The following is a 23,021-nucleotide window of genomic DNA, read 5'->3' as shown; positions in this document are numbered from 1 at the left end:
GAGGTAGTCATAGAAAATCTTGTTATTGATAAGAGTAGTAGTTCCTTGATTTTATTTGATAAATATCGAGCAGCATGGCTAATAGGTATCATTGCCATGCTGCTCGCCTTCATGATGAGTTTACAATTTGGCTCGGTTCCTTTGTCTTTTAAGGAAGTGATTGTAGGGCTGAGCTCTTTCACTGATCCAACGCCGGATATGACGAGTCGAATACTGATCGATTTGAGGTTACCGAGAGCATTGTTAGCCGTTATTGCGGGTGCAGGGTTGGCGATGGTTGGGGCGTTACTTCAAACCTCGACACGGAATGATCTGGCGGATCCGTTTCTGTTTGGCTTGTCATCTGGCGCGTCTGCTGGTGCTGTGTTGGTGATCACCAAAGTGGGAGATGCTCTGGGTGTTTGGTCACTGCCACTGGCTGCATTCTCGGGCGGTATTGTGTCGGCGACGGCCGTTCTGATTCTGTTTTCGATGCAGAAGAAAAAAGGCAATGACAACTTGATCTTGTGTGGTTTGGCGATCTCATTTCTATTCGGAGCCATCACGAGTTTTTTGATTTATTCAGGCGACCAGAGAGCGGCGAGTTCGATTTTGTTCTGGACGATGGGAGGCTTAGGGCTCGCACGTTGGGATAATTTGATTTTTGCCTTGGCGGGCGTGTTGTGTCTTATAGCGTTGATTTTCAAACGTTATCGGGAGCTCGATACTTTGTTGGTGAGTGAACAGACGACAAGCTCATTGGGGATCAATGTACACCGTCTACAAAGTGAGATTTTTCTTTGTTGTGCGTTTTGCACTGCGTCGATTGTATCGATGACCGGAGTGGTCGGTTTTATTGGCTTGATGGTACCCCACTTAGTACGACCATTTTCAGGTGTCACTCACAAGCGAGCTCTGCCTTTGGTTGCCTTGTGGGGCGCGGTGCTTTTACTGTTTGGGGATGTGATTAGCCGAACCATATTAGCGCCACAAGAACTGCCTGTAGGTATTGTGACGGCGGCTCTTGGCGGGTTGTTCGTTTTGTATCTTGTTTGGCGTACATAGTGTGCTCTCAATTCCACCAAACTAAACAGGCAGTAAGATGATCTTGCCGTTCAAGCGTGTAGTTTTCGATTCAATGAGATCAATCGCGGTTTGCACTTCATCGAATGGCAGATAGCGGTCGACGTCGAGCTGAATATCGTTTGTGATGAAGTGATCTAGCATGGTCGTGAACTTTTCACGGCGAACATCTTTACCTTCCGCTTCTTCCCAATAGCGTAAGAAGAAGGTGCTGAAATCGATGCCTTGGCTTCTCGCGTGCTCAAAAAAGCGTGGTTCGTAAAAATCCAGAGACAGCGTCCCATAGTTGATAAAACGCCCTTTGTTGCCAAGGGTGTGAATAAGGTCGGTTCCGGGTGAACCGCCAATCGCATCAAAGGCAACGGTTGGCATAGGCAAGCCTAACGCCTTAATTTGAGAAACTAGATCAGCGTTCGAATCTAACGCCCAACTAGAAGTGGCTGTGTATTGTTCCGGCTGTGATGTAACGACAATGATTTTGAAGCCGAGTGATGCTGATAACTGGGAAAAGATCTTACCGATGGCTGAGCTACCAGCATTGATGATCAATACATCTTCTTGGTTCAGCTTAGCCACTTCTGTCGTCAACATCCATGCGGTTAGCGCATTAATGTACAACTGACAGGCGTAGCCATTTTCTAGATGCTGAGGAATTTGGAACAGGTCATCTGGTGATACATCGACATAGTTCTGCCACGTTCCACTGGTTGCTACGAGCACGCGCTGATTCACTGCAAACTCAGCATGGCTGGACTCTACAATCCTTCCTACCGCTTCAAATCCCGGCACTCTCGGCGGCTGGTGGCTATGTTTGTATTGGCCCACACCATAAATCGACAACAGATCGCTAGGATTAATGTTAGTGGCTTCAATTTGTACGCGAACTTTATCTTTGTCTAGTGCCCCTAAAGTGACATGTTCTAACTTGAGAGATTCTTTTGGCTGACCGAAACGGAACTGGCTAATTCGGGTATTTTGCTTAGTGTCAGTCATAGTTCGGATACCTTTATGGGTTATGAGTACTGCATTGATTTTAAGTGTAGCGTGTTCATAAACAATCTTGGGTCGGTAATATTGCTCAGCATGGCTGGCGTTGGCAGACAATCGTCATCAACGTAGTCGACATAGTCTGCCGCCGAGTCAAAGATCAAAATATCCAAAGCCAAACGATCCAAGCCATAGCGGCCTCGGTGAATCATATCCGCTGAAAACACCAATAAGTCACCGGCGGCTAACGGTATCTGCTTACCGCCAGATATATCATCACTGCTCACTTTGCCGTTTTCTTCTTGGCGAACATTGTATTCTTCTTCGTTGTCCCAACGCTTGTGTGTGCCGGGGATAAGCTCCATACCGGGCTCGTCAAAAATAGGGACTCGCAGGTGCAATACTTGGGTTTCCATGATGACTTTCATCTGGTCATCAACGTCGTAGTCGTATTGACAGTCACGATGCCAGAAGTCTTTTTGTTGCGGGTTCACAGGGTTGAAGAACAGCTGCGTATTCATGAATGCCGGTTTGTTCGGAATCACTGCATCAACAACGCCCATCACTTGTTTTGAGCTGATGAAGTCAAAAAGTACGCTTCTATCATCGGCAGGCAAATATTCGCTTCCGGTAATTAAAGACGAGTTAAATGCTTCTTCTTTATAGAATTCTTCGTTGTCTGCTTTCCATGATTCATGGAATTTCAGCACGACTTTTCTAAGCGATGCAATTTGAGCTTCATCGAAATAATTTCTGATAACAAAGTAACCATGTTCGTTGTAACGGTCACTTAATTGTTGGCTGTTTTCTACCACTGACTACCTTCATTCATTCTTTACTGTGTAATAACTAGGGGCTGTTGACCTTTCGTGGTTAAGTTTTGTTCGGATGGGGACGCCTAGTCAAAATCGTTTTAGGCGCGGCGAAGAGTATGTAGCCTAGTCATTCTAAGCAAATATTCTTAAACAAAGCATAAAACGATTTTTGCGGGGGCGCCTAGCTCGAACCCTTCGGGCAGCTCTTGTGGTTCATTTCTACTGCGTTATCGGCTTTTCATGTAAGCCAGCTACACGTCAAAGCCTCTTCCTTGAATAAATTTTCCACAAGATGCTGCAAAACCCAGCTCGAAAGGTCAACAGCCCCTAGAGATTTCTTGGGCGCATAATGCCAGACAGTCGTCATTCGACCAAGTAACGAGTGCAGAAGCCTGTAGATTCCGTGATGCTATGAAGCCATGTGGGCGAGTTTTACATGCCTATCCAGATCATGGACTCATGCGAAAAAAATCTCTGCATATGTGATCTATCCCTTATTTTATAAAATACAAAGATTCATATAGTGAATGTTTCTTTGGTTTGTATGATTATTAACCATGTTGTGATTTGGTTTGCGTATGGAAGATAGAAAATCATGGATGGTTTTTCGCTGGATATGAGAACACTTAATTTCATTATTATTTTGTTCTCTTTCATTTACTGTATTGGCTTATTGTTATTTCAATTCACTCAACAGCCGATTAAAGGGCTTTCAATCTTTTCCATTTCAATATTTGTTATCGGAACAGGGCCGTTGATGTTGAGCCTAAGAGGGGAATTCCCTGATTGGGTCACCGTTATTGGTGCCAATATGGTCATTGCGCTTGGTTTTCATCTCGCCTTGTATAGCTTATGTCTGTTTCGAGAATATTCTCTCAAATGCACCTACCTCAGTAGTCTAATGATGTTGGCTCTTTTGCCATGTTTTATTTACTTCACGTACTATGAGCCTTCCATCAAGGCTCGAATTATCCTCATTAGTTTATATCTGGCTTTTGTGACTTTTTGCACTGCCTTTGCGGTATTAAAGGGCCGGCGTGATGACTTGACCCTAGGTATTCGGATGATGGCCATGTCATTTACGATATATGGCGGATTTATGGTTTTCCGAGTAATGGTGACGTTATTTTCAGCTGAGCTGCAGGATTTCATGGCGGCCACTCTCATTCATCAACTTGCCTTTTTAGTGAGCATCGTTCTTATCGTGTCGATGAGCTTTACAATGCTTTGGCTGATTAATGCAAGGTTGCTTAGTTCTATTCACGAGCTGTCCTACAGCGATCCCTTAACGGTACTGGGAAACCGCAGAGCATTAGATGAAATGGTACCAGTCATCATGAAGCAGGCGGGTACTACGCCTGTCAGTGCCATTATGATGGATATTGATAATTTTAAGTCGATCAATGATCAACACGGGCACATTGTGGGTGATCTCGTCATCAAGTCTTTTGCTGAAATGGTTCAAGGTGCGATAAAAACATCGCCCAAAGCCAGTGCGTTTCGTTTTGGCGGAGACGAGATAATGATTTTATTGCCCAATTTTAATTTTCTCCAAGCACAGGCTATTGCCTGCAAGCTGCGATTATCTATTTCAGAGGTATCAGCAGTACAAGAACATGAGATGTTTCTGACATCGAGTTTTGGTGTTGCTCAGCTTCACCCGCATGAGAGTTGGAATGGGTTTATTAGCCGAGCCGACAAAGCGTTATATCAAGCGAAAACAAACGGTCGCAATATGACTTCAATTTGTCCTAGTCATATTAACGAGCTCATCACTGCCACATAACCAATACCGCTGCGATAGAAAGCAAGATGAGCGCAACAATGTCTTTGCGCGCGATGCTTTGCCCTAACCAGAAATAGGATATCAATACCATGAAGATCACTTCGACTTGCCCGAGTGTCTTTACGTACGGCACGGCTTGAAGCGACATCGCGCTAAACCAACCCAGAGAACCGATAACACTTGCTAGGCTTGTCATCACCACCAGTTTCGACTTGGTAAATATTTGGCGTAATGTGTCGCGTTCTCTGAAAAAGAGATACGTACAGATAATCACCGTCTGAAGGGAAATGACTAGGAAGAGTACCCATGCGGCGCTATGAGGGAAGGGAAGCCCTATGCTCAAGCTTGCTTCACGCACCCAAAGAGACGTTAAAGCAAAGGCGGTACTACACGCCATACCTAACAAAAATACTTTCGGAGACAAGCTTCGCCAACCCGAAGAACTACTCATGATTAGTACGCCTAACGTGCCAATAAGCACGCCGACCCAACCTGTTAGTGTCAAAGCAGTACCAAAAAACAATACGGATAACACAGCAGATACGGGGGCTTCACACTTGGCTAAGCCTGCTCCTATCGCATAGTTTTCGAGTTTAAATAGCATCACCATTAACCCTGTCGCGAGGATCTGCATAATGGCTGCTGCAATAATGTAGAAAACAAACTCACCCGAAAAATCAGGTGTGGATACTGGCTTCCATTGATAGAGAGCGCACAGATAAATTAAGGCGATTGGACCTGCCCAAATAAAGCGAGCCAGCGTCACACCTGCCACACTCATGGTGCCAGCTAGTTTACTTTGAAATGCATTGCGCCAAGATTGGCTGAAGGCTGCGAGAAGAGTAAAGGCTATCCAACTAAATGACATGACGCTTCCGTATGTTATATAAAATTATGATTATATTAACAAATTTAACCAATAGAAGAAGGGGCTTGTTTGTTTATTGAGCGTCTATTTTCAGGCGATAGTCTATTTGGGTAAATCAGAACTTTGTGCGAGCTAACCTTTGAAGAGTCAGCTCATTGAACTTCAACACAATATAGCTAACCGCTTCAAAAAATTGGCTCTTTTCGGTTCTTGAAATAGAACAGTGCGCTGATCGAAATGAACAACAGAGTGAAGTAATAGAAGAACGAAGACAATGAAGCCAAGAAAGCGAGGTTCTGTTCTATTTCTTGAACGGTATAGCCTTGCGACACCAACTTATAATAGTAAGCATACAAAATACCGATCAAACCGTATCCGAGATTAAACATCAGGCCTTTAAAGCTAAGAACAGTGGCTCGGTTGTGCGATTCGGTCTTTTTGTTTAGGTGGTAACTAATGAAAATGTTCATCGTCATGATGATAAAGATAAGTACCAGTGCAGGGAGCACACCATAGATCGACCAACCTAAGCTGATCCAATAGTAGGTCGCCATGCTCGCTAAACCCATGACCACAATGAAGGTTTTAGGCTCGATGCTTTCTGCCAACCTACGGCTTTGCCCTGCCAATATAATCTTAAGCAAGCTGATACCCGCACCAATAAAACCAAAGTAGATAATTGGAATATCAATGGCCAAGTAGTATTGGCTGTTCATGGTTAGGAACATTCGCGAGGTGTGTTCGAACAGGCTGTAGTAGAGCAATATGAAAAACACATTAGGCGTAGCGAGTACCCACTTACCAGTATCGGCAGTTAGTTTAAGGCTAGCTATAGATGTAGCCAACTTGGTTTGGCCGCTTGGTAGGATCTTTTTCTCTTCTCGCATGTTTATAGCCGCATAAATGGCGATCATCGCGACAAATAGGGTGGCGAACACCGGAATACGCATCAGGTCTTTGGTGCTTTCTGGCTCGGCTAATCCGATGAAATGAAAGATGTTCGTCATAAAGTTCACGTCGTACATCGCTGCACCAATCAATGTGACAAAGATGCCGACGGTTGAGGCGACACGAAGTTGGATTTGTAACACTCGCGGCCATAACTCTTCATTACCTTGCTCTTTCAAGGTGTCGTAAGCCAATGCCTCGTCGGCCCCGCTAGCCAGTGCCATTGCTAAGCCACTTAATATTCGGTTAATCAAGAAGACGATGAAGACAAGATTAGGATCTCCTGTCGGCACAAAGGCGATCATGGCTATTTCAACAAACATCACAATCGAAGATAGCACCACAAGTTTCTTACGCCCTAAGGTATCGGCGAATGCGCCCGATGGCACCTCAGCAAGCACAATGGTGGCAGCCCAAACTACATTGAGCATCGCGAATTGAGAAAGGGTTAGCCCGTAATCTAAATAGAGTAGAGTGAATACAGGGTAATAAAAACGCGCAAAGTAACTGCTTCTAAATATTAAGAAGTAGCGGACGTTGGGGATTTTCAGGATTTCTTTGAGCGTCATGATAATTCAGTACTTTTAATAACACATTATTATGTATATACCGTTTAGCCTTTTAAATCATGGGATTGTTGCCAAATACCTGAAATATCTGTTTTAGATAATTTACGGGCTCAATATTCCTAAACGGTTACCGGTTTACTCTTCTTCAAATCACGCACCCTGTCCATTTACTTTGTTGTATTCGTTTCAACTTGTTCAACGGGTTTTGATCCAAGTTCTTTAACGTCAGTCTCGTTTTAATATCGTATTGTATGATTTAATTGGGTGGTGGTAATGATATGTCACCATTCCAAACGTAATTGAGCGAGCGAACAGATGTTAGAGTCATTTAGTTTAGAAGGAAAAGTAGCGATAGTGACTGGTTGTAATACTGGCCTTGGACAAGGTCTTGCAATGGGTTTAGCTGAAGCTGGTTGTAAGGTTGTTGGCGTTAATCGTACTGAGCCGAAAGAGACGATTGAGGTAATGAATGCCGCAGGTCACACGTTTTTAGATGTACGTGCCGACCTTCTAAAGCAAGAGTACATTCCAGGCATTATAGAGAAAGCTTTGACTGAGTTTGGTCAGATCGACATCCTTGTGAACAATGCTGGAATCATTCGTCGTGAAGACGCCATTGAGTTCTCAGAGCGAAATTGGGATGACGTGATGAACGTTAATACGAAGACCGTTTTCTTTATGTCTCAAGCTGTTGCGAAGCAGTTCAAGGCTCAAGGTACTGGCGGTAAGATCATTAACATCGCATCAATGCTGTCATTCCAAGGAGGTATTCGCGTGCCTTCTTATACTGCCTCAAAGAGCGCAGTGATGGGAATGACACGTGCGATGGCGAACGAATGGGCACGCGATAATATCAATGTCAATGCGATAGCCCCCGGTTATATGGAAACGAACAATACTCAAGCTCTGCGTGAAGATGCTGAGCGCAATCAAGCGATTCTTGAGCGCATTCCGGCTGAACGCTGGGGTACACCGAAAGATGTGGCTGGCCCATGTGTGTTCTTAGCCTCATCAGCATCGGATTACATTAACGGCTATACCATTGCTGTTGACGGTGGTTGGTTAGCTCGCTAATTGGTTTTTTATTCTAAATTTTGAGTTTGTAGCAATCTTGCAGGAGAAGATAAATGAAAATCGCACTAATGATGGAAAACAGTCAAGCAGGCAAAAATGCCATGGTTGCAGCTGAGTTAGAGTCAGTGGCCGGTGGCTTTGGACATGATGTTTTTAATCTAGGTATGACCGACGAGAATGATCACCACTTAACGTATATCCACTTAGGTATCATGGCGAGTATTCTTATCAACTCAAAAGCTGTTGATTTCATTGTGACTGGGTGTGGAACTGGTCAAGGTGCTTTGATGTCACTGAACCTGCATCCGGGTGTGGTTTGTGGTTACTGCCTAGAGCCATCAGATGCTTTCTTGTTTAACCAAATCAACAACGGCAATGCTCTCGCTCTCGCTTTTGCTAAAGGCTTTGGCTGGGCTGGTGAACTCAACATTCGTTATATCTTTGAAAAAGCGTTTACAGGCGAGCGTGGTAACGGGTATCCGCTAGAGCGAGCAGAACCACAACAGCGTAACGCAGCACTGTTAAATGAGGTGAAAGCGGCGGTAGTGAAAGATAACTTTATTGACTCGCTAAGAGCGATCGATCAAGAGTTAGTGAAGACAGCGGTTGGCAGCGAGCGTTTCCAGCAATGTTTCTTTGATAACTGCCAAAACCAAGACATTGCTGATTATGTTCGTTCGGTTTTAGATTAATGTTATGAAGGTTTTTAGAGGACTTGGTGAGGTGTATTGAGGTTTGTTATTTAATTCCTTTCGTTTCTACGATGTGTTCTTAGCCTGTTAGTTAGTTAGTTAGTTAGTTAGTTAGTTAGATAGAGATAATAAAAAAGAGGAGCACTTAGGCTCCTCTCTACAGTTATTCATTACTTCACGAGCGTTGCTGTTATTTTACACGCTTAAAGTTCGGTAATAATGTCTCTGGTCGTTGCTCTACAAATCCTTTGCTTGGTGAATAAGCGCGGAAGTAAACAAACCAGTTTTCATCTTCTCGGGTTTGAACCCAGTTCGCTTCATTTACACCATTTGGCTTTGTTGGTGAGAAGTGGAACGTGTAGTTACCTTGAGTATCTTTAACCGTTCCTTCTATGTTTGAGCCGACATCGGCACGCTCAATCTGATTGTCGATGATGGCACGGTTTTCGACGTTGTAGACGGTAATTGTCCAGAACAAATCGGCAAAATTTACATCCCCATCCAGTGTCAAAGTGTAGTGATTGCTGCCATTAAGTCCGTTGCCATTATCGTCACGGTAATTGTCTAGATAGATCTGACCCCAACCGCCGTTTTCAAAACCGTGCATCGCAATATCGTTGGTCACCGCTTCATAAAACCAAGCCGCACGTCCATCGAGATCCATACCGTAGTCACGATCTTGGTTCGGAGTCGAAGCGGTTGCTATTTCCCACGAATTTCCTTCATTACCGTAAGCTGCGTGTGGCAAGCGTTCCGTTTTGTTGAAGTCGATGTTCTTAACCATAGCTTCACCCATGATGACAGCTTGCTCTAAAATCTCACGTTGTTGAGCTGATGGCGTAAACGCTTTATCTTTCTCAATGCCTAATGGGCGCAGCATGTCGTGCATCATACGATCGCGCTCTGCTACTGGCTCAGATTGGATTGCTTCATTTAGCGTTTCCCAAAATGCCATGCCACGCGGGTGTTTGGCATCTTCGCCACGCTCAGGGAAGTTCACCCCTTTATTGCTAAGTAGTTTGCCACTGAGGTCTGTGATTTTTAGCGCTTCTAAATCTTTCATACGTTGTTGTTCTGACTTAGCCATTAAGCGAACACCGAAGAAAACATTGTTTGTGTCAGACTCAAATACCTTTGCACCCTTTGGAAGGTTGCTCGGCGTTTCAGAACCTTTCGCTTTTACAACATAAACACCCGGTTCTGTCATCTGAGAAATGCCAATTTGCCACATGGTGTGTACTGCGCCACGCAACTCATCCGTCGGGATCTCAATCACTACTGGTTCTTTCTCTACGTTAAACCAGGTAATCGCATAAGGCGTAGAGGTATTGTAAGTTAAGCCGCCCAGCTTGGATTCATGAGACTCAACGTAGGTGATTTGGCCATCTTCTGCCCCCATATCTGCATACGCTTTTTTCCACGCGTAGTTCGAGACTAAAGGTACCGACCAAATGTACGCTTGTGACGCGCGTTGATAATCCATTAATTCAAATAGCTTCTCTGAGCTTGCTTGTGTTGGAATGCCGTGAAGAAAGTCGGTTTCGAAAGTAAAGTCACCTGCACGCGTCTGGATCGTTTCTGTTGCATCATCGTTTCCGGCTATCGCCGCTGCTGAAAATAAAGCCGTTACAGAAACGAGCATGGCAGCAGATCGTAATGGGCAAGTGAAACTCCCGACAAAGGCTTTAGATATCATATTCATAATGTGTCCTCAAAAACTCAAAATTGTTCGTTAAAACTGGAATTTCTCGTTAAAACTAAAATTGCTCGTTAAAACTGAAATAGCTCGTCAAACAGAAATCATGGGTTAAGACTGCAAGAGCTTATCCGCACAGAAAATTACTGCTTAAAACTGATAGTTAAATTCGATACGGTGATCACCGTCTTCGATACTGGTGTTTTCTGTCCAGTTTGCGAAATAACGAACGTTGGCTCTTGGGTTAATTTGGTAACTTGCTGCAAACTCATGCGCGAGTACAGAATCACTGCCTTCAAAGCCATGATCTTTGAACGTTGAAGAACCAGACATTGTGCCTAAATACATAGGGTTATAGTTCAGCCAAATTTTGTCGGTAAGTTGCATCTTGGCGTACATACCCGCTACGTAGAAAGTACCGTGCATGTTGTAGCGATCGCTGAGCTGCGCGGCATCGAGGTCGCCTCCAGTCCCTTCAACTAACTCTTCACCTGCAGCGATACCGAGACCAGCAAGCGGATAGAAGTTAAACATGCCCATCTGTGGTAGCGCCTGAATAAAGCTGTAAGATGCACTACCTTGATTACTATCGAAATCCCAAGACATATCGACTTGTGTACCTCGGCCATTGGTTAAATCCACACCGAAGTTTCTAAAACGAATCGAATCAATACTGTCGTCTGCGCCTCGGTTGTTCCAACCAACGGCTTCACCGGCGATGCCTTTTATTTCGAACACATTCATGCCCATGGTTGTGTCGCTACCAGTATCGTAGGTTTGGCCTATTTTTAGGTTTAGGCCTTTATCTGTGTAACCAAAGCCACCTTGTGTATACACCGCCAGAGGGTCGGACATATCTTGAATTTCGGTTTCTTCCGCGATAGCTAAACCAGCGAAAAGGAAAGAAGTAAGAGAAAGGATTGAACGGTGTAATAACATAGTTGCCTCATAAATTTATCTCACTACGTCCGTGTAATTCGTGAATGTGGGATAACTATACAAAGTGGACATTGTTAAGTTAATTCATATAAACTTAACTACTCGTTAATCTGTGCTTTATGGTTGTGTTATGAAACTGAACAATGTCGATTTGAACTTACTGAAAGTTTTTGTGGTGGTGTATCAGGAAAAGAGCTTGCGCAAAGCCGGCGAAAAACTGTTTGTTTCGACACCCGCGGTAAGCCAAAGCATCAAAAAGCTCAAGGAATCGTTAGGTGAAGAGCTGTTTGTTTTGTCTTATAAGCAGTTTCTACCGACGCCTTATTCCGATGATTTGTATCGACGTGTTTTTCCATTACTGGACGGATTAGTCACGGCGATAGAGGAGGGCAAGCAGTTTGCTCCTGCCGATCTAAACGAAGATTTTAAGATAGAGGCGAACCCTCATATTTTGCCTTGGTTAACACCAGCTCTCTTCCATCAACTCTCAATGGAAAGCCCGCTTTCTAGGCTGATAAGCCATACTAGTTCCCAAAACTCGTTAGAAAGACTTCGAAGTGACGAAGTTGATTTTGTTATTCATTTTGAAGCGGAGAGTTTGCCTGCCGAGATCATTGCCGTGCCTCTCGTGACCTTAAAGTTTGTATTGGCCGTGAGGGCTGATCACCCTTTCAAGGCGTCTATCGCTACAATTGATGATTTGTTGTCCTTCCCATTCGCTCATGTTGACCTCGCTTACTTCGACCAAAACAAGCACTCGCGATTGGAAGAAGAAGTTTTAAGCCAAGGCAAGTCGATCAATATGGCGCTTCGAACCACGTCAATTGTTGGACTCATCGAAACGATCAAGCACTCCAACATTATTGCCCCTTGTATGCCTCCAGTGATTGAACAACATAAGGGAGTATTGCGCTCAATCGTGATTGAAGGATTAGAGGAGGGGGCTGAGGAAATGGAGGTATTCGCCTATCTTCACAAGAAAAACCAACATTCCTCAAAATACAAATGGCTACTGGATTTGATCGAAACTTCGATGGTGGATGCTAATCACTCGTAATCGCTAGTCTGGTTTGTTTTTGTCGGTGATAACAAGCACACCGTTATCTTGTGAACACTTCTTCAATACACGATTCAAGCCAGCGTATTTTGGATTGGTTACGGTGCTTACGTCCAATGGTCATGCCAATATCACTGTTCGGCATATTGGGTATGTGAGGGAATTTCACAAATGAAAACTCATCAGATAGTGAGTTCGCTAGTAATTTAGAGCAAGGGAACAACACATCACTCTGTTTTACGATTGACAATAAACTGTGTAGATAGGTCGATCGTATTTTCACTTCAGTATTGATTCCAACGTCCGCTAGCACGTTAGGGGCAAGTGCAATATTCTCGTTCCAATCACTCACGACTAAGCTTGCTAATTGAAGCGGCTCTTCCTGATCTTGTGGTAATAATGAGTCAGCAAGCGGATGCCCAGATCGGCAGATCAAGACAAAGTCATCACTCGCTATTCGTTTTTGGTATACCTGCTTAGATAATTCTAATGGGTAGTAATTGATTCCTAAGTCGATTTCACCAGAGGTCATCAAGTCCGATGTATTTACTCCCCAATCGACGATGTTCACTTTCACCTTCGGGGCTTGTGCTAACAGAATATTAATCAGCTTCGCCGAGATGCTATTGGCAATGAATCCATTGATAGCAATGTTCACGGTGCCATCAAATTGAGCGACATCAAACTCAGATTCTGGTTCAAGCACTTGTTCTAATTGTAGTAACACTGGCATCAAGGTTTGTTTAATTTCAAGTAATTTAGCGGTCGGCTCTAAACCATGTTGTGAGCGTATAAATAACTCATCGTCAAAGTAGTCGCGTAGCTTTTGTAATGAACGACTGATTGAGGGTTGGCTCGTAAACAGGAGTTCTGACGCCTTTCGAGTGTTTTTCACCTCGATCAACACCTTCAATATTTTAAGTAAGTTGAGGTCTAAGCGCTTAAAGCGGTTACTTATTATCATTGTGGGATCCAGAACAAAGATGATTAGATATACCTAAAGTGTATATCTTGTTTTCATATAATCAATTGGAGTATATCACGGCGCATCTACATACTGAGCTCATCGAAACAAACACGAGAAACCATCATGAATAAAACGACGTTAGCGACGCTACTAGCATTAACCGCATTTGGTGTAACGGCAGAGGACAACAATCGTTCATCTACCTATGACCATGCTGCCGTTGGTGGTGTTAACTGGGATAACTACCCTGAAGCCGAGTCTGATTGGAACTTCCTTGGATTACAAAACAAAGTGGGCGTAAACCATTGGCTGCACGCAGACCCAGTATCCAAAGACGCACAAACGGTGATTCGCTCAAATCGTGATGTCGTTTACTCGACGATGGTGGTTGACGTATCAGAAGGTGCAACGTTCCATGTACCAAAAGAAGATAACGATTATTTCCAGATCATTCATATCATGGACGAAAATCATCTTCTGCATAAAGTGGTTCGCCGTGGCGAAACGCTAACTCTAACCGCTGATGATCTGACGAACGGTACTCATGTCCATGTATTAGCGAGAACACGCATTGCAGAATCCATTGAAGATACTAAGCGTCGCCAGAGTCTACTCTCTATAAAAGCGAACTCAGCCACGCCTTATCAAGGCAAAGGTTACAACCCAAGCGACGTTGAAGATTATCGTTTAAAACTGATCAACAACGTGATGAAACATGGCGCACCGATTGAGGGCTTGAAAGGGTTTGGCGCCACGTTAGATGACGTGGAAGATCACCATTTTAAATATGTGACGGCGTTTGGCTATGCAGGGCTACCGGCAGATACAGCGCAATATTTGGAGCGTGTTCCCGGCCAAGGTAAAACTACCTGCCAAGAGTGGACGATTCCAACACCAAACCTAGACTTTGAAGGTCGTGGCGGTTATTACTCTTTGACCACTTATGGCGCAAACGGTTGGATTGATTCTGAGCAATTCTATGCGTCTGGCGAGTCCATGCGTGACAACGGTGATGGTACCGTTTCGGTCACGTTTAACTGTGATACTGGTGCTGAATATGATTTTGAAGTTTCTGAAGGTTGGGCGGGAGTACTGCGCTTATACGAACCAATCGATGTAAACGAGACTCTAGAGTACATGGAAGCATTGCGCCAAATCGAGATTAAAGAGCTTTAGTCAATTATTGATACCGAGCCCTTTGAATTTTAAAATCCCCTCAAGAAAGGCTCTTGCGGGGATTTTTGATTAATCACTGGGTTGTCCAATTGCTGGTTTACTTATCGAGTCGTTGTTCTCATAGGATCAGCGACTTTATTGCATCTAGTCTTCACTTTGTGTTTCTTTAGAAACGTTCGCTCTCATGTCTTTCTTCAGCCAGTTATCGAGTACATGTTGCAGTGCTTTCAAAGAGGTTGGCTTCTCTAGGCGACCATCCATCAGTTTGCTGATCATATCTAACTCGTGTTGTCCCGACTCCCCAGACAAAGCAATGATGGGTGTTTGAGGTGAACGCGCCTTGATGATCTGGCTTGCGTCAAAGCCATTCATTATTGGCATTTGTACGTCCATTAAGATCAAATCAACTTTGTGTGATCTGAACAGATCGACAGCATTTTCCCCGTTTTTGGCTTGCAAGCTATTTACGCCAAGTCGGCTCAGGTACATCTGAACAAGCGTGCGTTGTACCTCTTTGTCGTCGACGATGAGCACGGTGGGTGCGAGATGGTCTAATTGTTCTTGAACGCTACTTGGAGCATGTTGACTCGTTTGTAAACCTGCCTGTATATCCGCTTTGGTTTTATCTTCACTCGTTGATTGGCTTTGCTTCCAATCATTGAAATCAGGCGTACGAAGCGCGTCTGCTTTGGGCGCATTAGGTACCACTGGGAAATACAGGTGGAATTCAGTAAATTCATCCAGTTTAGAGTGGCACTCAACTCGACCGCCAAATGAGCGCATTACGCGTTGGCAATAACCTAATCCTAAGCCGCTACCACCACTTTTTTGATACGAGAAAAAGTCATCGAAAATCTTATGAGCAATGGTTTCGTCAATGCCCGGACCGGTATCACGGAATGTGAGAATGTTCTCGTAAGATCCGGTTTTAGTGCTGATCTCAATTTGGCTCTCCGGATAAGAATCAAAGTAATAGATCGCATTACGTATCAGGTTGAAAATGACAAAATTGAATAAGGTCTCATTGAGCTTTGCGACAAAATCAGCATGTTGTGGTAAACGAATTCGCTCAATAATCTTCTCGTTTTCAAAACCGTACTGGCTTACTGCCTGATCCACAGCTTTGTGAATAGAGGTCATCGCAACCGGCCCATGCTCCGGTGAGCTGTCACTGACCTCACGCAAGATGATGTCAATCAATTGTCGCCCACGTTGAATGGCAGCTTGGCCGTTCTCAATATCAAGCAGTATTTGTTTTGCTGGTGCTTGGTTATCAATGTGCTGCTTGAGTACTTCAAAATGCAATTGTACTTGAGCGAGCGGGTTACGCATCTCATGAGCAATTGAGTTCGCTAGTGCTCGGCTTTGACGAATGCGTCTATCAGCTTCGATGGTACTTTGCACACGAGTTAACAGGGTTTGCAGTGCCAAGATCTCTTCATTAGAAAACATCTGGTCGTTGCTCTTGTGTGATGATATCAATAAGTGCGAGACAGACTGTCCTTGACCAAACAAAGGCATAACTAAGGCTGTGTTATTTGAGCTCATCTTGTCATAAAGCGCCTTGATCGAGCTTTTCGTGGGCTCTGCGTAATCTAACTCTTCAGAAAGTTCATCGAATAACAAAACGGACTTATTTGTTGAAAGGTAGTCTTCGTAGAAGGTCTCGTTGTAGTTGCTGTTAACGAGGCGCAATTTGTCCTCTGGAATTTGCAGTAGGTTACCCAAGCGACGCATCGCGTCATCAATAGATAGTTTGAAGTCTTCTTCTAAAGCAAGGATTTGCTGTACAGGCGTTTTCTTGTTTCTGTAAACCAATAAAGAGGCGTAATGGCTCACGCGTTTGTAGAGTACATGCCAAGTGATGCCGATAAGCGCACAGATAGGTATTGCGATTAGCCATTGGTTGTTGTCGGTCAATGGGATGAATATTGCGCCGAAAGGTATCACTAAAATTGCACACACCAATAGCGCGTTAAGGCTCATATAAGCTAGGTATTTAACACTGTAGAAGCGAGAGGTCAGCAGGGCATAACCAACGAACAGCATCTCACTAATAGACAATGCTGGTGGTAACCAGGTTAGTGAGAAATCATGCATGAAGTATGTCATGCCAAGGTGAATGGTTGCGGTAGAAAGCATGAAAACTAAGATGCCCGCAATCATGTAACTGGTTTTGGCGAGTATTAGTTTGCTGCTATTAGCTCGCATGGCCACAAGGTTGGTTAAGGTCAGGACAACAAAGCTCACCAGCCCGATAAAGAAATATGGCGTATGAGGACCAAACTCAATAACGAATTGGCTTGGGCCGACAATGTCGACGTGTTCAACGGTTAACCCCGGACTTAAATTAATAAAGAGGGCATAGACTGATGAGCCGACAAAAATAGCCTGTTGCCATATGTGTACTTTACCATTGCGTTGCTCGGCTGCGAGCTGACACGAGAAGTAGTAGGCAAATGCAAACGCAAAGAAAGAGGCGAGATTGGCAAATTTTGCCGCCAACACCGCGGCCGAAGCGCCAAGCTCCGGTAATAAGTCGGTATGGAAATACGCGTTGCTGCTGATCCACGCAACAATGCAAACCGAGTAAGCAATGTAAGGCACATGGTGCGTGCCCGCGATGGCTTCATTTTTTTGCTTCAGACGATAGCAATAGTAGAGTAACCACATTACTACGATTGCTGCCGTCATAAGAAGCGTTATTGCTTTGGCATAGATGATCGCCTCTAGGCCGAAATCAAACATGTTCATCTCTTTTTACCGAACTTAGTTTTTCTATCGAGTTTACTTTTTCTGCTGAGCCTAGCTTTCTACTCTCACGTACTGCGCGTTTGTAGCGACGAAAATCGGTGTTATTAAATACTTTGACCATCACTTCGAAATTCCACAATCCACGATAAATGGTTGTACCGTCATCATTTAACTCGCAATATCCGGAATGGAAATACGCTTTGGGATCGGTAGCTTGATAAAACTGGAGCATGAAAGGCTGCTCGATAATGGTGAAGCCGATTTTGTACCCTACTTGGTGCAATACACTCATTAGTTCTTTTTGGGCGAGATAGAGGAAATAGAGTCTTTGTTGAGTATTACCGCTTACTGTCAGGCGGAGCACTTCACATATGGCACTTTTGTCAGACAATTGTAACTGAAACTTATTATCAAATTCTAGGAGAGAATGACATTTTGACAGTGTAGACGGTGTGAATATCTGTAACTCAGCCAAATCATCGTAACCATGATCGGGTAAACAGTATTGCCACTGTTCATTGCTGAACGGTGGCGCGTAACTTAACCAAGTTTCATTCTTAGACCAATCTTGAATCAGCGCAGAGGAAACCAGTGTCGGAAAGGCTTCATCAACGGGATGTTTGAGTAGAATAAAATGCTTACCTGCCTGGGAAAGGTGTAATAAAGGCAGCATCTCAAACCATTTTTCACCCTTGATGAACACCTCAAGATTGCTTAAAGCAATGGCATCGCTGATTGACATTCCTTGTGGGTGACAGGGTGTTTGCACTACAAGTTGAGCATCTTCGATGTGTTCAACGATTGCACCGTAGTAGGCACTATCTTTAATGGGCAGATCGACAGGAGAAGGGGACTTGGTGTTCAATGGCGATTTTGCTTTGATCGCAGCAATTTCGCACTCACACCAGAAATCTAGCCAATGCATATAGCACTGTCCTGCGGCCTGCTCTAGAAGAGCAACCTCTGTAGATAGTGTAGTTGGATAGCGCAGAATCAGATCGCGGTAGTCCATCACCTCAAACAATACCGAATAGCTTTTGTTTTGATGCTCAGGGAAAAGCAATTCTAATTGGCTTCTACGATATTCAGTCACGCTTTGGAAAAGAGCAGTGCGCTCTTGTGGCTGATAAGTACTGATAACGAGCTCTATCAGCGCTCGCTGTTTTTTTTCGATAGACAGACTGCTAGCCAACAGTGAGCCTAAAGACGACGTTATTTTCATTTGATTAACCGAACCTAGCCTAGGTTTATATAATTATTTTTATTCGATTTGCACTGTCTACAGGACACAAATTTTTTAGTATTTTTTGAGTCATGTTACTTGGAGCGAGTCTGCCGTAACGTTACTTGAGCCTATGACTTGAGCCTATGACTTGAGAGATAAGTTGCATAATCGGTCGCAAGTTTACTACTTGCGGTCATCCTTAACAACATAGCCTTGCCATATCTAAATCAATTAATGATCAAATAAACTACCTTATTATCAGTAGTTTGTATTATTCGATAGTGTTTTGAGCTTATGAGTTCTTGTCGAGCATAAACCTTTGAATTTATAAAATAACGCAAAATATCTATTTTTTGAACCAACCTCATAAATCATAAGCAACTGAATTCACCTTGTTAATCGTAAGGAATATAACGGCGACCCAAAATATATAATTAACTAATGAGTGTTGTATGTCTCATCCCCGTTTATTCCCACGTCATCGTTTGGCGATCGCTTGTGTGCTTGCTAGTGTTTCCAGTTTCTCTTTTGCCGAAAATCAATGTGATGTTTCTGATCTTCAGTTGGCCTCTGATCTCGCTCTTTCTGTCTCTACGGCGGACTACAGTTGCTATGGTTCTTGGTTCTCTGCATCTGAAAATGCATTAAACAATATTTACAGTGAAGCGAGCTTAAGCCGCATTCAAGCCACGCTGAACCTAGAAATTGCCGGTTATCGAGGTGAAGAAGAACAAGCTCGTAAACTCGAAAACCTTGGCGAGTTTGTTCGTGCCGCTTATTACGTTCGCTATAACGCGCAAGCGGAAGATTTTTCTGATGTGCTGAGCCAACGTTTTGCACAGTCGACTAACTTGTTCCTCGCTAACCCTAATGCTTTAGACCAAGGCCGACAGCAAACTGGTGCAATGAAAAGTCTGACTCTTATGGTAGATAATGTTAAGCAGCTGCCACTGACTATGGATGCGCAACTTGCGGCACTTCGCCACTTTAACCGAGAAACTGCGCAAGACTCGCAATGGGTCGATGGGCTAAACAATTTGTTTCGAGCGATGGCAGGTCATGCGGCTAGAGATGATTTTTACGATTATATGGCGAGTCATACTCAGCATATCGATACGCTTGCGGCGTTCGCTCGTGATAACTCATGGGCACTGGATACTGATGCCGGCTTTCTTGTTTATAACGCGGTGCGTGAAACGGGTCGTTTGTTAGCAAGTCCAGACAAAGTCACCAAAGAAAAAGCACTGCGAGTGATGCAACAAGTGATGGCGCAAAATCCACTGGGGAGCGCACATGATAAACTTTGGTTAGCGGCAGTAGAAATGATGAGCTATTTCGCACCGGAAAGGCTAAATGGCTTGGATATTGAGCAAGCCAAACGTGATCTAGCCATGCGTGTACTTCCTAACCGTCATGAATGCCAAGGGCCTGCGATTATTCGTTCTCAAGATTTAAGCCAGTCACAAGCTATGGAAGCGTGTGATGTGTTGGCAACGAAAGAGGCGGATTTTCATCAAGTGGCGAATACGGGCCAACAACCCGTCGCAGACGATAACAACGACCGAGTAGAAGTCGCGGTGTTCGGGAGCAAAGGCAGCTATGTGGATTACTCCGCTTTCTTATTTGGTAACACCACAGACAACGGTGGTCAGTACTTAGAAGGAAACCCATCAGAGGTAGGCAACGTAGCGCGTTTTGTAGCTTATCGTTACGATAATGGTGATGACCTGGCTATTCTCAATTTAGAACATGAATACACACACTATCTCGATGCCCGCTTTAACCAATATGGTTCGTTTAACGACAATTTGGCGCATGGCTACGTCGTGTGGTGGCTAGAAGGTTTTGCCGAGTACATGCATTACAAGCAAGGCTACGATGCTGCGGTAAGCTTGATTAACAGCGGGAAGATGAGCTTATCGGATGTGCTTGCAACCACTTACTCCCATGATTCTAATCGTATCTATCGCTGGGGCTACTTGGCGGTGCGCTTTATGATGGAAGAACATCCTCAAGAAGTGCAGAGCTTGTTGGCACTGTCTCGTACTGGTCAGTTTTCCGAATGGGCGCAACAGGTAAAAGTGTTGGGTCAGCAATACAATGGTGAGTTTGAACGTTGGTTAGAATCAGTTTCAACCGAGCCTGAAATACCAAACCCGGATCCTAACCCAGGAGAGCCAACTGATCCCACCGAGCCGACAGATCAAGTCACTGTGCTTGTCTCAAACCAAGATGTGCTGTTAACCGGCACGGCTTATAGCGAACAGCTTTTCTACATTGATGTACCAGAGAACACCACGCATTTTGAGGTTTCGATTGAAGGTAATGCTCTGGGCCAAATCCAAGGTGATGCTGACCTCTATATGAGTTACGGTAAAGAGGCGCATTATTACGACTTCGAGTTTAGCCAATACGGCAACGGCAGCAATGAAGTTGTGGCGTTCGAACCTGGTTCATCGGGTTATATCAAACCGGGTCGTTACTACATGAGCATCACGGGTCGCACCGATTTTAGTGATGTGACGCTGTTGGCATCCGTAGAGACAAAAACGCCAACACCACCAATCCAAGAACAAGATGATTTAACACCAGTGATCTTTGAATCTGGTAAAGCTCAAATCCTGACTGTTCATCAACGTCGCTATGCTGCGGTGTATGTTCCAGAAGGTGTGCAAGAGGTGCGAGTGTGGTTAACGGACAAAAACACCGCTCAACCAGATACTGGTAATGTCGATCTGTTTGCTAGCAGTACATATTGGCCAACCGCAGGGCAGCACGAGTATGCGTCTAACTACGCAGGCAGTAATGAGTATCTGCAAATCCCTGTAACAGAAGAAGGCTATTTACACTTCTTACTGAGTGCAGAACAACAAGGGGATGATGTCGAGATGTTGGTGTACTTTCATTAACAAACATAGCACTAGATAAAATGGCATTAACAAATAGCACCATCTAAAACGTTACTCCTATAAAGGGTCACAATATCCGGTGGATAAAAGCTGGGCATGAATGTCCGGCTTTGTTTTTTCTGACACTGTTCTGTGTTTAGGGATTAGCGACACCATGATTCCTGATGAAGTGATGACATTTGAGGTTTAATCTTGAAGGCATATGAAACACCATTGAGAGTGAACGCTCGTTAATGGCTGAATGAATTATTTAGTGAGGATTTATGAGAAAAGCATTATTGGTTACTTTGGTAGGTGTCGTAGTTTTAGCTGGATGCAGTCAGAAGGGCGAAGTGATGACTCAATCACAAGAGAAGGCGAATCCAATCTGTAGCACTCAGAACCTTACTGGCGGTTGGTCGAAAAGTGATATCACACCTCAAGCTGAGCAAGCTTTAAACGCGGTTCTTGGTCAAATGAATACCGCTGCCGAGCTCAAACAAATCTTGAGTGTTCGAACTCAGGTCGTCGCTGGTTTGAACTATGCTATCGAGTTTGAAATGGATAATGGTGAGGTGTGGAATACGGTCGTTTATCGTTCGCTACAAGGTGATATCGAAATGATGCAAGCTGCGCAGCAAGGCCTTCTGTGTCTATAGTATAGACATTTTCAATACCTATATTTTTAGGTAACTTATGTTTGTATACAGAAAGTAGAAATGGCTCCGTATTGGGAGCCATTTTTAATTCTAATTAAGGTCGGTTGATTGAACGGTATTAGCTGGTCAGTTCAGGTTCCAATAACTCTTGAACACAAGCTCGGCTGATGTCTTCATCAATGTAGGCCATCCCAAGTTTATTCAGATAGTCCATACGATCGGCTGTGCGAAGCTCGATGTCGGGGCCTGCAATGTTGTTCTCTTGATAGATCTCGGTGAGGTGAGACATGAATTGCTCGCCAACACTCATCATCAACAGGCTCATTGCGCCTACATCCGGTCTGACTTTTGCTTGTTGTTTGTCAGATAGATTGACGGCTAACACGATAGGTTGCTCTTCACCCTCAAAACGAGTGCTGCGCTCGCGAATGGTTTGCTGAGCCCAGTAATACGCCAGTTCTTTACTCTGAGTTAAGAAGACGGGTTCAACGGATTCTGTGTAGTTGTTGCCAATGGTCGCCATGGTTTTTGAAGCCGCTTCGTTGAGCGCTTTGTCTCCAGAGCGCTTTAGCCCTTGACCTTGAATAGACGCAAGTAAAGCTGAAGATGTGCCGTGATACCAAGTATCACCCGTTGCGAAACCATTTTCTGATAACAGTGTTTTTGCATCTTGTAGGTGTGTCGGTATTGAAGTCATAGGCACTCTCAATCAAAAGGAATATCAACGAATAGGAATCTGAGCAAATATGTACACAGTTAGCTTAAACAGAAGTTGTTCGGTTAACCGTGGTGTGGAACACAAATCTGAGGCTTTGAGATAAAGCTGGCAGTAGTAGCTTTATCTCAAAGCCTTCCCCCG

General features: G+C 44.1%; 18 protein-coding genes. 8 read left to right on the top strand and 10 right to left on the bottom strand.

Going from position 1 to position 23,021, the window contains the following annotated elements; all coding sequences use genetic code 11:
- Positions 1-96 precede the first annotated feature (96 nt).
- Positions 97-1,044 (top strand): FecCD family ABC transporter permease, encoded by a 948-nt coding sequence (locus AC3CID_RS21990; RefSeq protein ID WP_488528004.1) that lies wholly within the window; start codon positions 97-99, stop codon positions 1,042-1,044.
- Positions 1,045-1,065: 21 nt separating this feature from the next.
- Here the strand turns inward: AC3CID_RS21990 and AC3CID_RS21985 are convergent, their stop codons facing one another.
- Both AC3CID_RS21985 and AC3CID_RS21980 read right to left on the bottom strand, forming a co-directional pair.
- The gene (locus tag AC3CID_RS21985) at positions 1,066-2,055 is read right to left on the bottom strand and encodes a zinc-dependent alcohol dehydrogenase family protein (RefSeq protein WP_488527467.1); all 990 of its coding nucleotides are present in this window, start codon (positions 2,053-2,055) and stop codon (positions 1,066-1,068) included.
- 20 nt (positions 2,056-2,075) lie between these two features.
- Positions 2,076-2,864 carry a phytanoyl-CoA dioxygenase family protein gene (locus AC3CID_RS21980; RefSeq protein ID WP_114634771.1) on the bottom strand — a complete coding sequence of 263 codons (789 nt, stop codon included), beginning with the start codon at positions 2,862-2,864 and terminating at the stop codon, positions 2,076-2,078.
- Positions 2,865-3,459: 595 nt separating this feature from the next.
- On the opposite strand from AC3CID_RS21980, the gene AC3CID_RS21975 reads away from it, so the two are divergent.
- Entirely contained in the window at positions 3,460-4,650 is a 1,191-nt protein-coding gene (locus AC3CID_RS21975) for a GGDEF domain-containing protein (RefSeq protein ID WP_237289392.1), read from the top strand.
- On the opposite strand, the gene AC3CID_RS21970 is transcribed toward AC3CID_RS21975, so the two are convergent.
- Positions 4,637-5,518, bottom strand: a complete 882-nt coding sequence (locus tag AC3CID_RS21970) for a multidrug transporter (protein ID WP_488527466.1) — start codon at positions 5,516-5,518, stop codon at positions 4,637-4,639. The two genes, AC3CID_RS21975 and AC3CID_RS21970, sit on opposite strands and share 14 nt — an antisense overlap.
- A 185-nt stretch (positions 5,519-5,703) precedes the next feature.
- Positions 5,704-7,035, bottom strand: coding sequence for an MFS transporter (locus tag AC3CID_RS21965; RefSeq protein WP_488527465.1), 1,332 nt, complete (start codon positions 7,033-7,035; stop codon positions 5,704-5,706).
- Between the two features lie 315 nt (positions 7,036-7,350).
- On the opposite strand from AC3CID_RS21965, the gene kduD reads away from it, so the two are divergent.
- Together kduD and AC3CID_RS21955 are read left to right on the top strand one after the other, a co-directional pair.
- Positions 7,351-8,109, top strand: coding sequence for a 2-dehydro-3-deoxy-D-gluconate 5-dehydrogenase KduD (kduD, locus tag AC3CID_RS21960; protein WP_488527464.1), 759 nt, complete (start codon positions 7,351-7,353; stop codon positions 8,107-8,109).
- 53 nt (positions 8,110-8,162) lie between these two features.
- Complete coding sequence (locus AC3CID_RS21955) at positions 8,163-8,801, top strand: RpiB/LacA/LacB family sugar-phosphate isomerase (RefSeq protein ID WP_146456242.1); 639 nt, start codon at positions 8,163-8,165, stop codon at positions 8,799-8,801.
- 190 nt (positions 8,802-8,991) lie between these two features.
- On the opposite strand, the gene AC3CID_RS21950 is transcribed toward AC3CID_RS21955, so the two are convergent.
- Together AC3CID_RS21950 and AC3CID_RS21945 are read right to left on the bottom strand one after the other, a co-directional pair.
- Positions 8,992-10,503 (bottom strand): DUF1214 domain-containing protein, encoded by a 1,512-nt coding sequence (locus tag AC3CID_RS21950; RefSeq protein ID WP_171310864.1) that lies wholly within the window; start codon positions 10,501-10,503, stop codon positions 8,992-8,994.
- A gap of 144 nt (positions 10,504-10,647) precedes the next feature.
- On the bottom strand, positions 10,648-11,436 hold the full coding sequence (locus AC3CID_RS21945; RefSeq protein WP_054545795.1) for a hypothetical protein: 789 nt from the start codon (positions 11,434-11,436) through the stop codon (positions 10,648-10,650).
- Between the two features lie 130 nt (positions 11,437-11,566).
- On the opposite strand from AC3CID_RS21945, the gene AC3CID_RS21940 reads away from it, so the two are divergent.
- On the top strand, positions 11,567-12,493 hold the full coding sequence (locus AC3CID_RS21940) for a LysR family transcriptional regulator (RefSeq protein WP_017074721.1): 927 nt from the start codon (positions 11,567-11,569) through the stop codon (positions 12,491-12,493).
- A gap of 43 nt (positions 12,494-12,536) precedes the next feature.
- Here AC3CID_RS21940 and AC3CID_RS21935 read toward each other — a convergent pair whose 3' ends face one another.
- Positions 12,537-13,457 (bottom strand): LysR family transcriptional regulator, encoded by a 921-nt coding sequence (locus AC3CID_RS21935; RefSeq protein ID WP_488527463.1) that lies wholly within the window; start codon positions 13,455-13,457, stop codon positions 12,537-12,539.
- 888 nt (positions 13,458-14,345) lie between these two features.
- Between AC3CID_RS21935 and AC3CID_RS21930 the strand changes: the two genes are divergently transcribed.
- Complete coding sequence (locus AC3CID_RS21930) at positions 14,346-14,636, top strand: hypothetical protein (protein WP_029225018.1); 291 nt, start codon at positions 14,346-14,348, stop codon at positions 14,634-14,636.
- Positions 14,637-14,780: 144 nt separating this feature from the next.
- On the opposite strand, the gene luxN is transcribed toward AC3CID_RS21930, so the two are convergent.
- Together luxN and AC3CID_RS21920 are read right to left on the bottom strand one after the other, a co-directional pair.
- A complete protein-coding gene (gene luxN, locus AC3CID_RS21925) occupies positions 14,781-17,384 on the bottom strand; it encodes a quorum-sensing autoinducer 1 sensor kinase/phosphatase LuxN (protein WP_171327933.1) in 2,604 nt (867 codons plus the stop codon).
- Positions 17,377-18,612 (bottom strand): acyl-homoserine-lactone synthase, encoded by a 1,236-nt coding sequence (locus AC3CID_RS21920; RefSeq protein WP_488527462.1) that lies wholly within the window; start codon positions 18,610-18,612, stop codon positions 17,377-17,379. The genes luxN and AC3CID_RS21920 overlap by 8 nt, the downstream gene beginning before the upstream one ends.
- A 455-nt stretch (positions 18,613-19,067) precedes the next feature.
- On the opposite strand from AC3CID_RS21920, the gene AC3CID_RS21915 reads away from it, so the two are divergent.
- Together AC3CID_RS21915 and AC3CID_RS21910 are read left to right on the top strand one after the other, a co-directional pair.
- Entirely contained in the window at positions 19,068-21,524 is a 2,457-nt protein-coding gene (locus AC3CID_RS21915; RefSeq protein WP_488527461.1) for a M9 family metallopeptidase, read from the top strand.
- A gap of 263 nt (positions 21,525-21,787) precedes the next feature.
- Positions 21,788-22,162, top strand: coding sequence for a cystatin domain-containing protein (locus tag AC3CID_RS21910; RefSeq protein ID WP_054545785.1), 375 nt, complete (start codon positions 21,788-21,790; stop codon positions 22,160-22,162).
- Between the two features lie 118 nt (positions 22,163-22,280).
- On the opposite strand, the gene AC3CID_RS21905 is transcribed toward AC3CID_RS21910, so the two are convergent.
- The gene (locus AC3CID_RS21905; RefSeq protein WP_054545784.1) at positions 22,281-22,859 is read right to left on the bottom strand and encodes a hypothetical protein; all 579 of its coding nucleotides are present in this window, start codon (positions 22,857-22,859) and stop codon (positions 22,281-22,283) included.
- Between the last annotated feature and the right edge of the window lie 162 nt (positions 22,860-23,021).

The organism is Vibrio sp. QJM3NY_21 (assembly GCF_057785975.1).
This window is presented reverse-complemented; position numbering and strand designations above follow the sequence as displayed.

What these genes read in the sequence shown, in the direction of transcription:
- AC3CID_RS21990 (WP_488528004.1), top strand. Translation starts at nt 97, where the DNA reads ATGCTGCTCGCCTTCATGATGAGTTTACAATTTGGCTCGGTTCCTTTG.
- AC3CID_RS21985 (WP_488527467.1), bottom strand. Translation starts at nt 2,055, where the DNA reads ATGACTGACACTAAGCAAAATACCCGAATTAGCCAGTTCCGTTTCGGT.
- AC3CID_RS21975 (WP_237289392.1), top strand. Translation starts at nt 3,460, where the DNA reads ATGGATGGTTTTTCGCTGGATATGAGAACACTTAATTTCATTATTATT.
- AC3CID_RS21970 (WP_488527466.1), bottom strand. Translation starts at nt 5,518, where the DNA reads ATGTCATTTAGTTGGATAGCCTTTACTCTTCTCGCAGCCTTCAGCCAA.
- AC3CID_RS21965 (WP_488527465.1), bottom strand. Translation starts at nt 7,035, where the DNA reads ATGACGCTCAAAGAAATCCTGAAAATCCCCAACGTCCGCTACTTCTTA.
- kduD (WP_488527464.1), top strand. Translation starts at nt 7,351, where the DNA reads ATGTTAGAGTCATTTAGTTTAGAAGGAAAAGTAGCGATAGTGACTGGT.
- AC3CID_RS21955 (WP_146456242.1), top strand. Translation starts at nt 8,163, where the DNA reads ATGAAAATCGCACTAATGATGGAAAACAGTCAAGCAGGCAAAAATGCC.
- AC3CID_RS21950 (WP_171310864.1), bottom strand. Translation starts at nt 10,503, where the DNA reads ATGAATATGATATCTAAAGCCTTTGTCGGGAGTTTCACTTGCCCATTA.
- AC3CID_RS21945 (WP_054545795.1), bottom strand. Translation starts at nt 11,436, where the DNA reads ATGTTATTACACCGTTCAATCCTTTCTCTTACTTCTTTCCTTTTCGCT.
- AC3CID_RS21940 (WP_017074721.1), top strand. Translation starts at nt 11,567, where the DNA reads ATGAAACTGAACAATGTCGATTTGAACTTACTGAAAGTTTTTGTGGTG.
- AC3CID_RS21935 (WP_488527463.1), bottom strand. Translation starts at nt 13,457, where the DNA reads ATGATAATAAGTAACCGCTTTAAGCGCTTAGACCTCAACTTACTTAAA.
- luxN (WP_171327933.1), bottom strand. Translation starts at nt 17,384, where the DNA reads ATGTTTGATTTCGGCCTAGAGGCGATCATCTATGCCAAAGCAATAACG.
- AC3CID_RS21920 (WP_488527462.1), bottom strand. Translation starts at nt 18,612, where the DNA reads ATGAAAATAACGTCGTCTTTAGGCTCACTGTTGGCTAGCAGTCTGTCT.
- AC3CID_RS21915 (WP_488527461.1), top strand. Translation starts at nt 19,068, where the DNA reads ATGTCTCATCCCCGTTTATTCCCACGTCATCGTTTGGCGATCGCTTGT.
- AC3CID_RS21910 (WP_054545785.1), top strand. Translation starts at nt 21,788, where the DNA reads ATGAGAAAAGCATTATTGGTTACTTTGGTAGGTGTCGTAGTTTTAGCT.
- AC3CID_RS21905 (WP_054545784.1), bottom strand. Translation starts at nt 22,859, where the DNA reads ATGACTTCAATACCGACACACCTACAAGATGCAAAAACACTGTTATCA.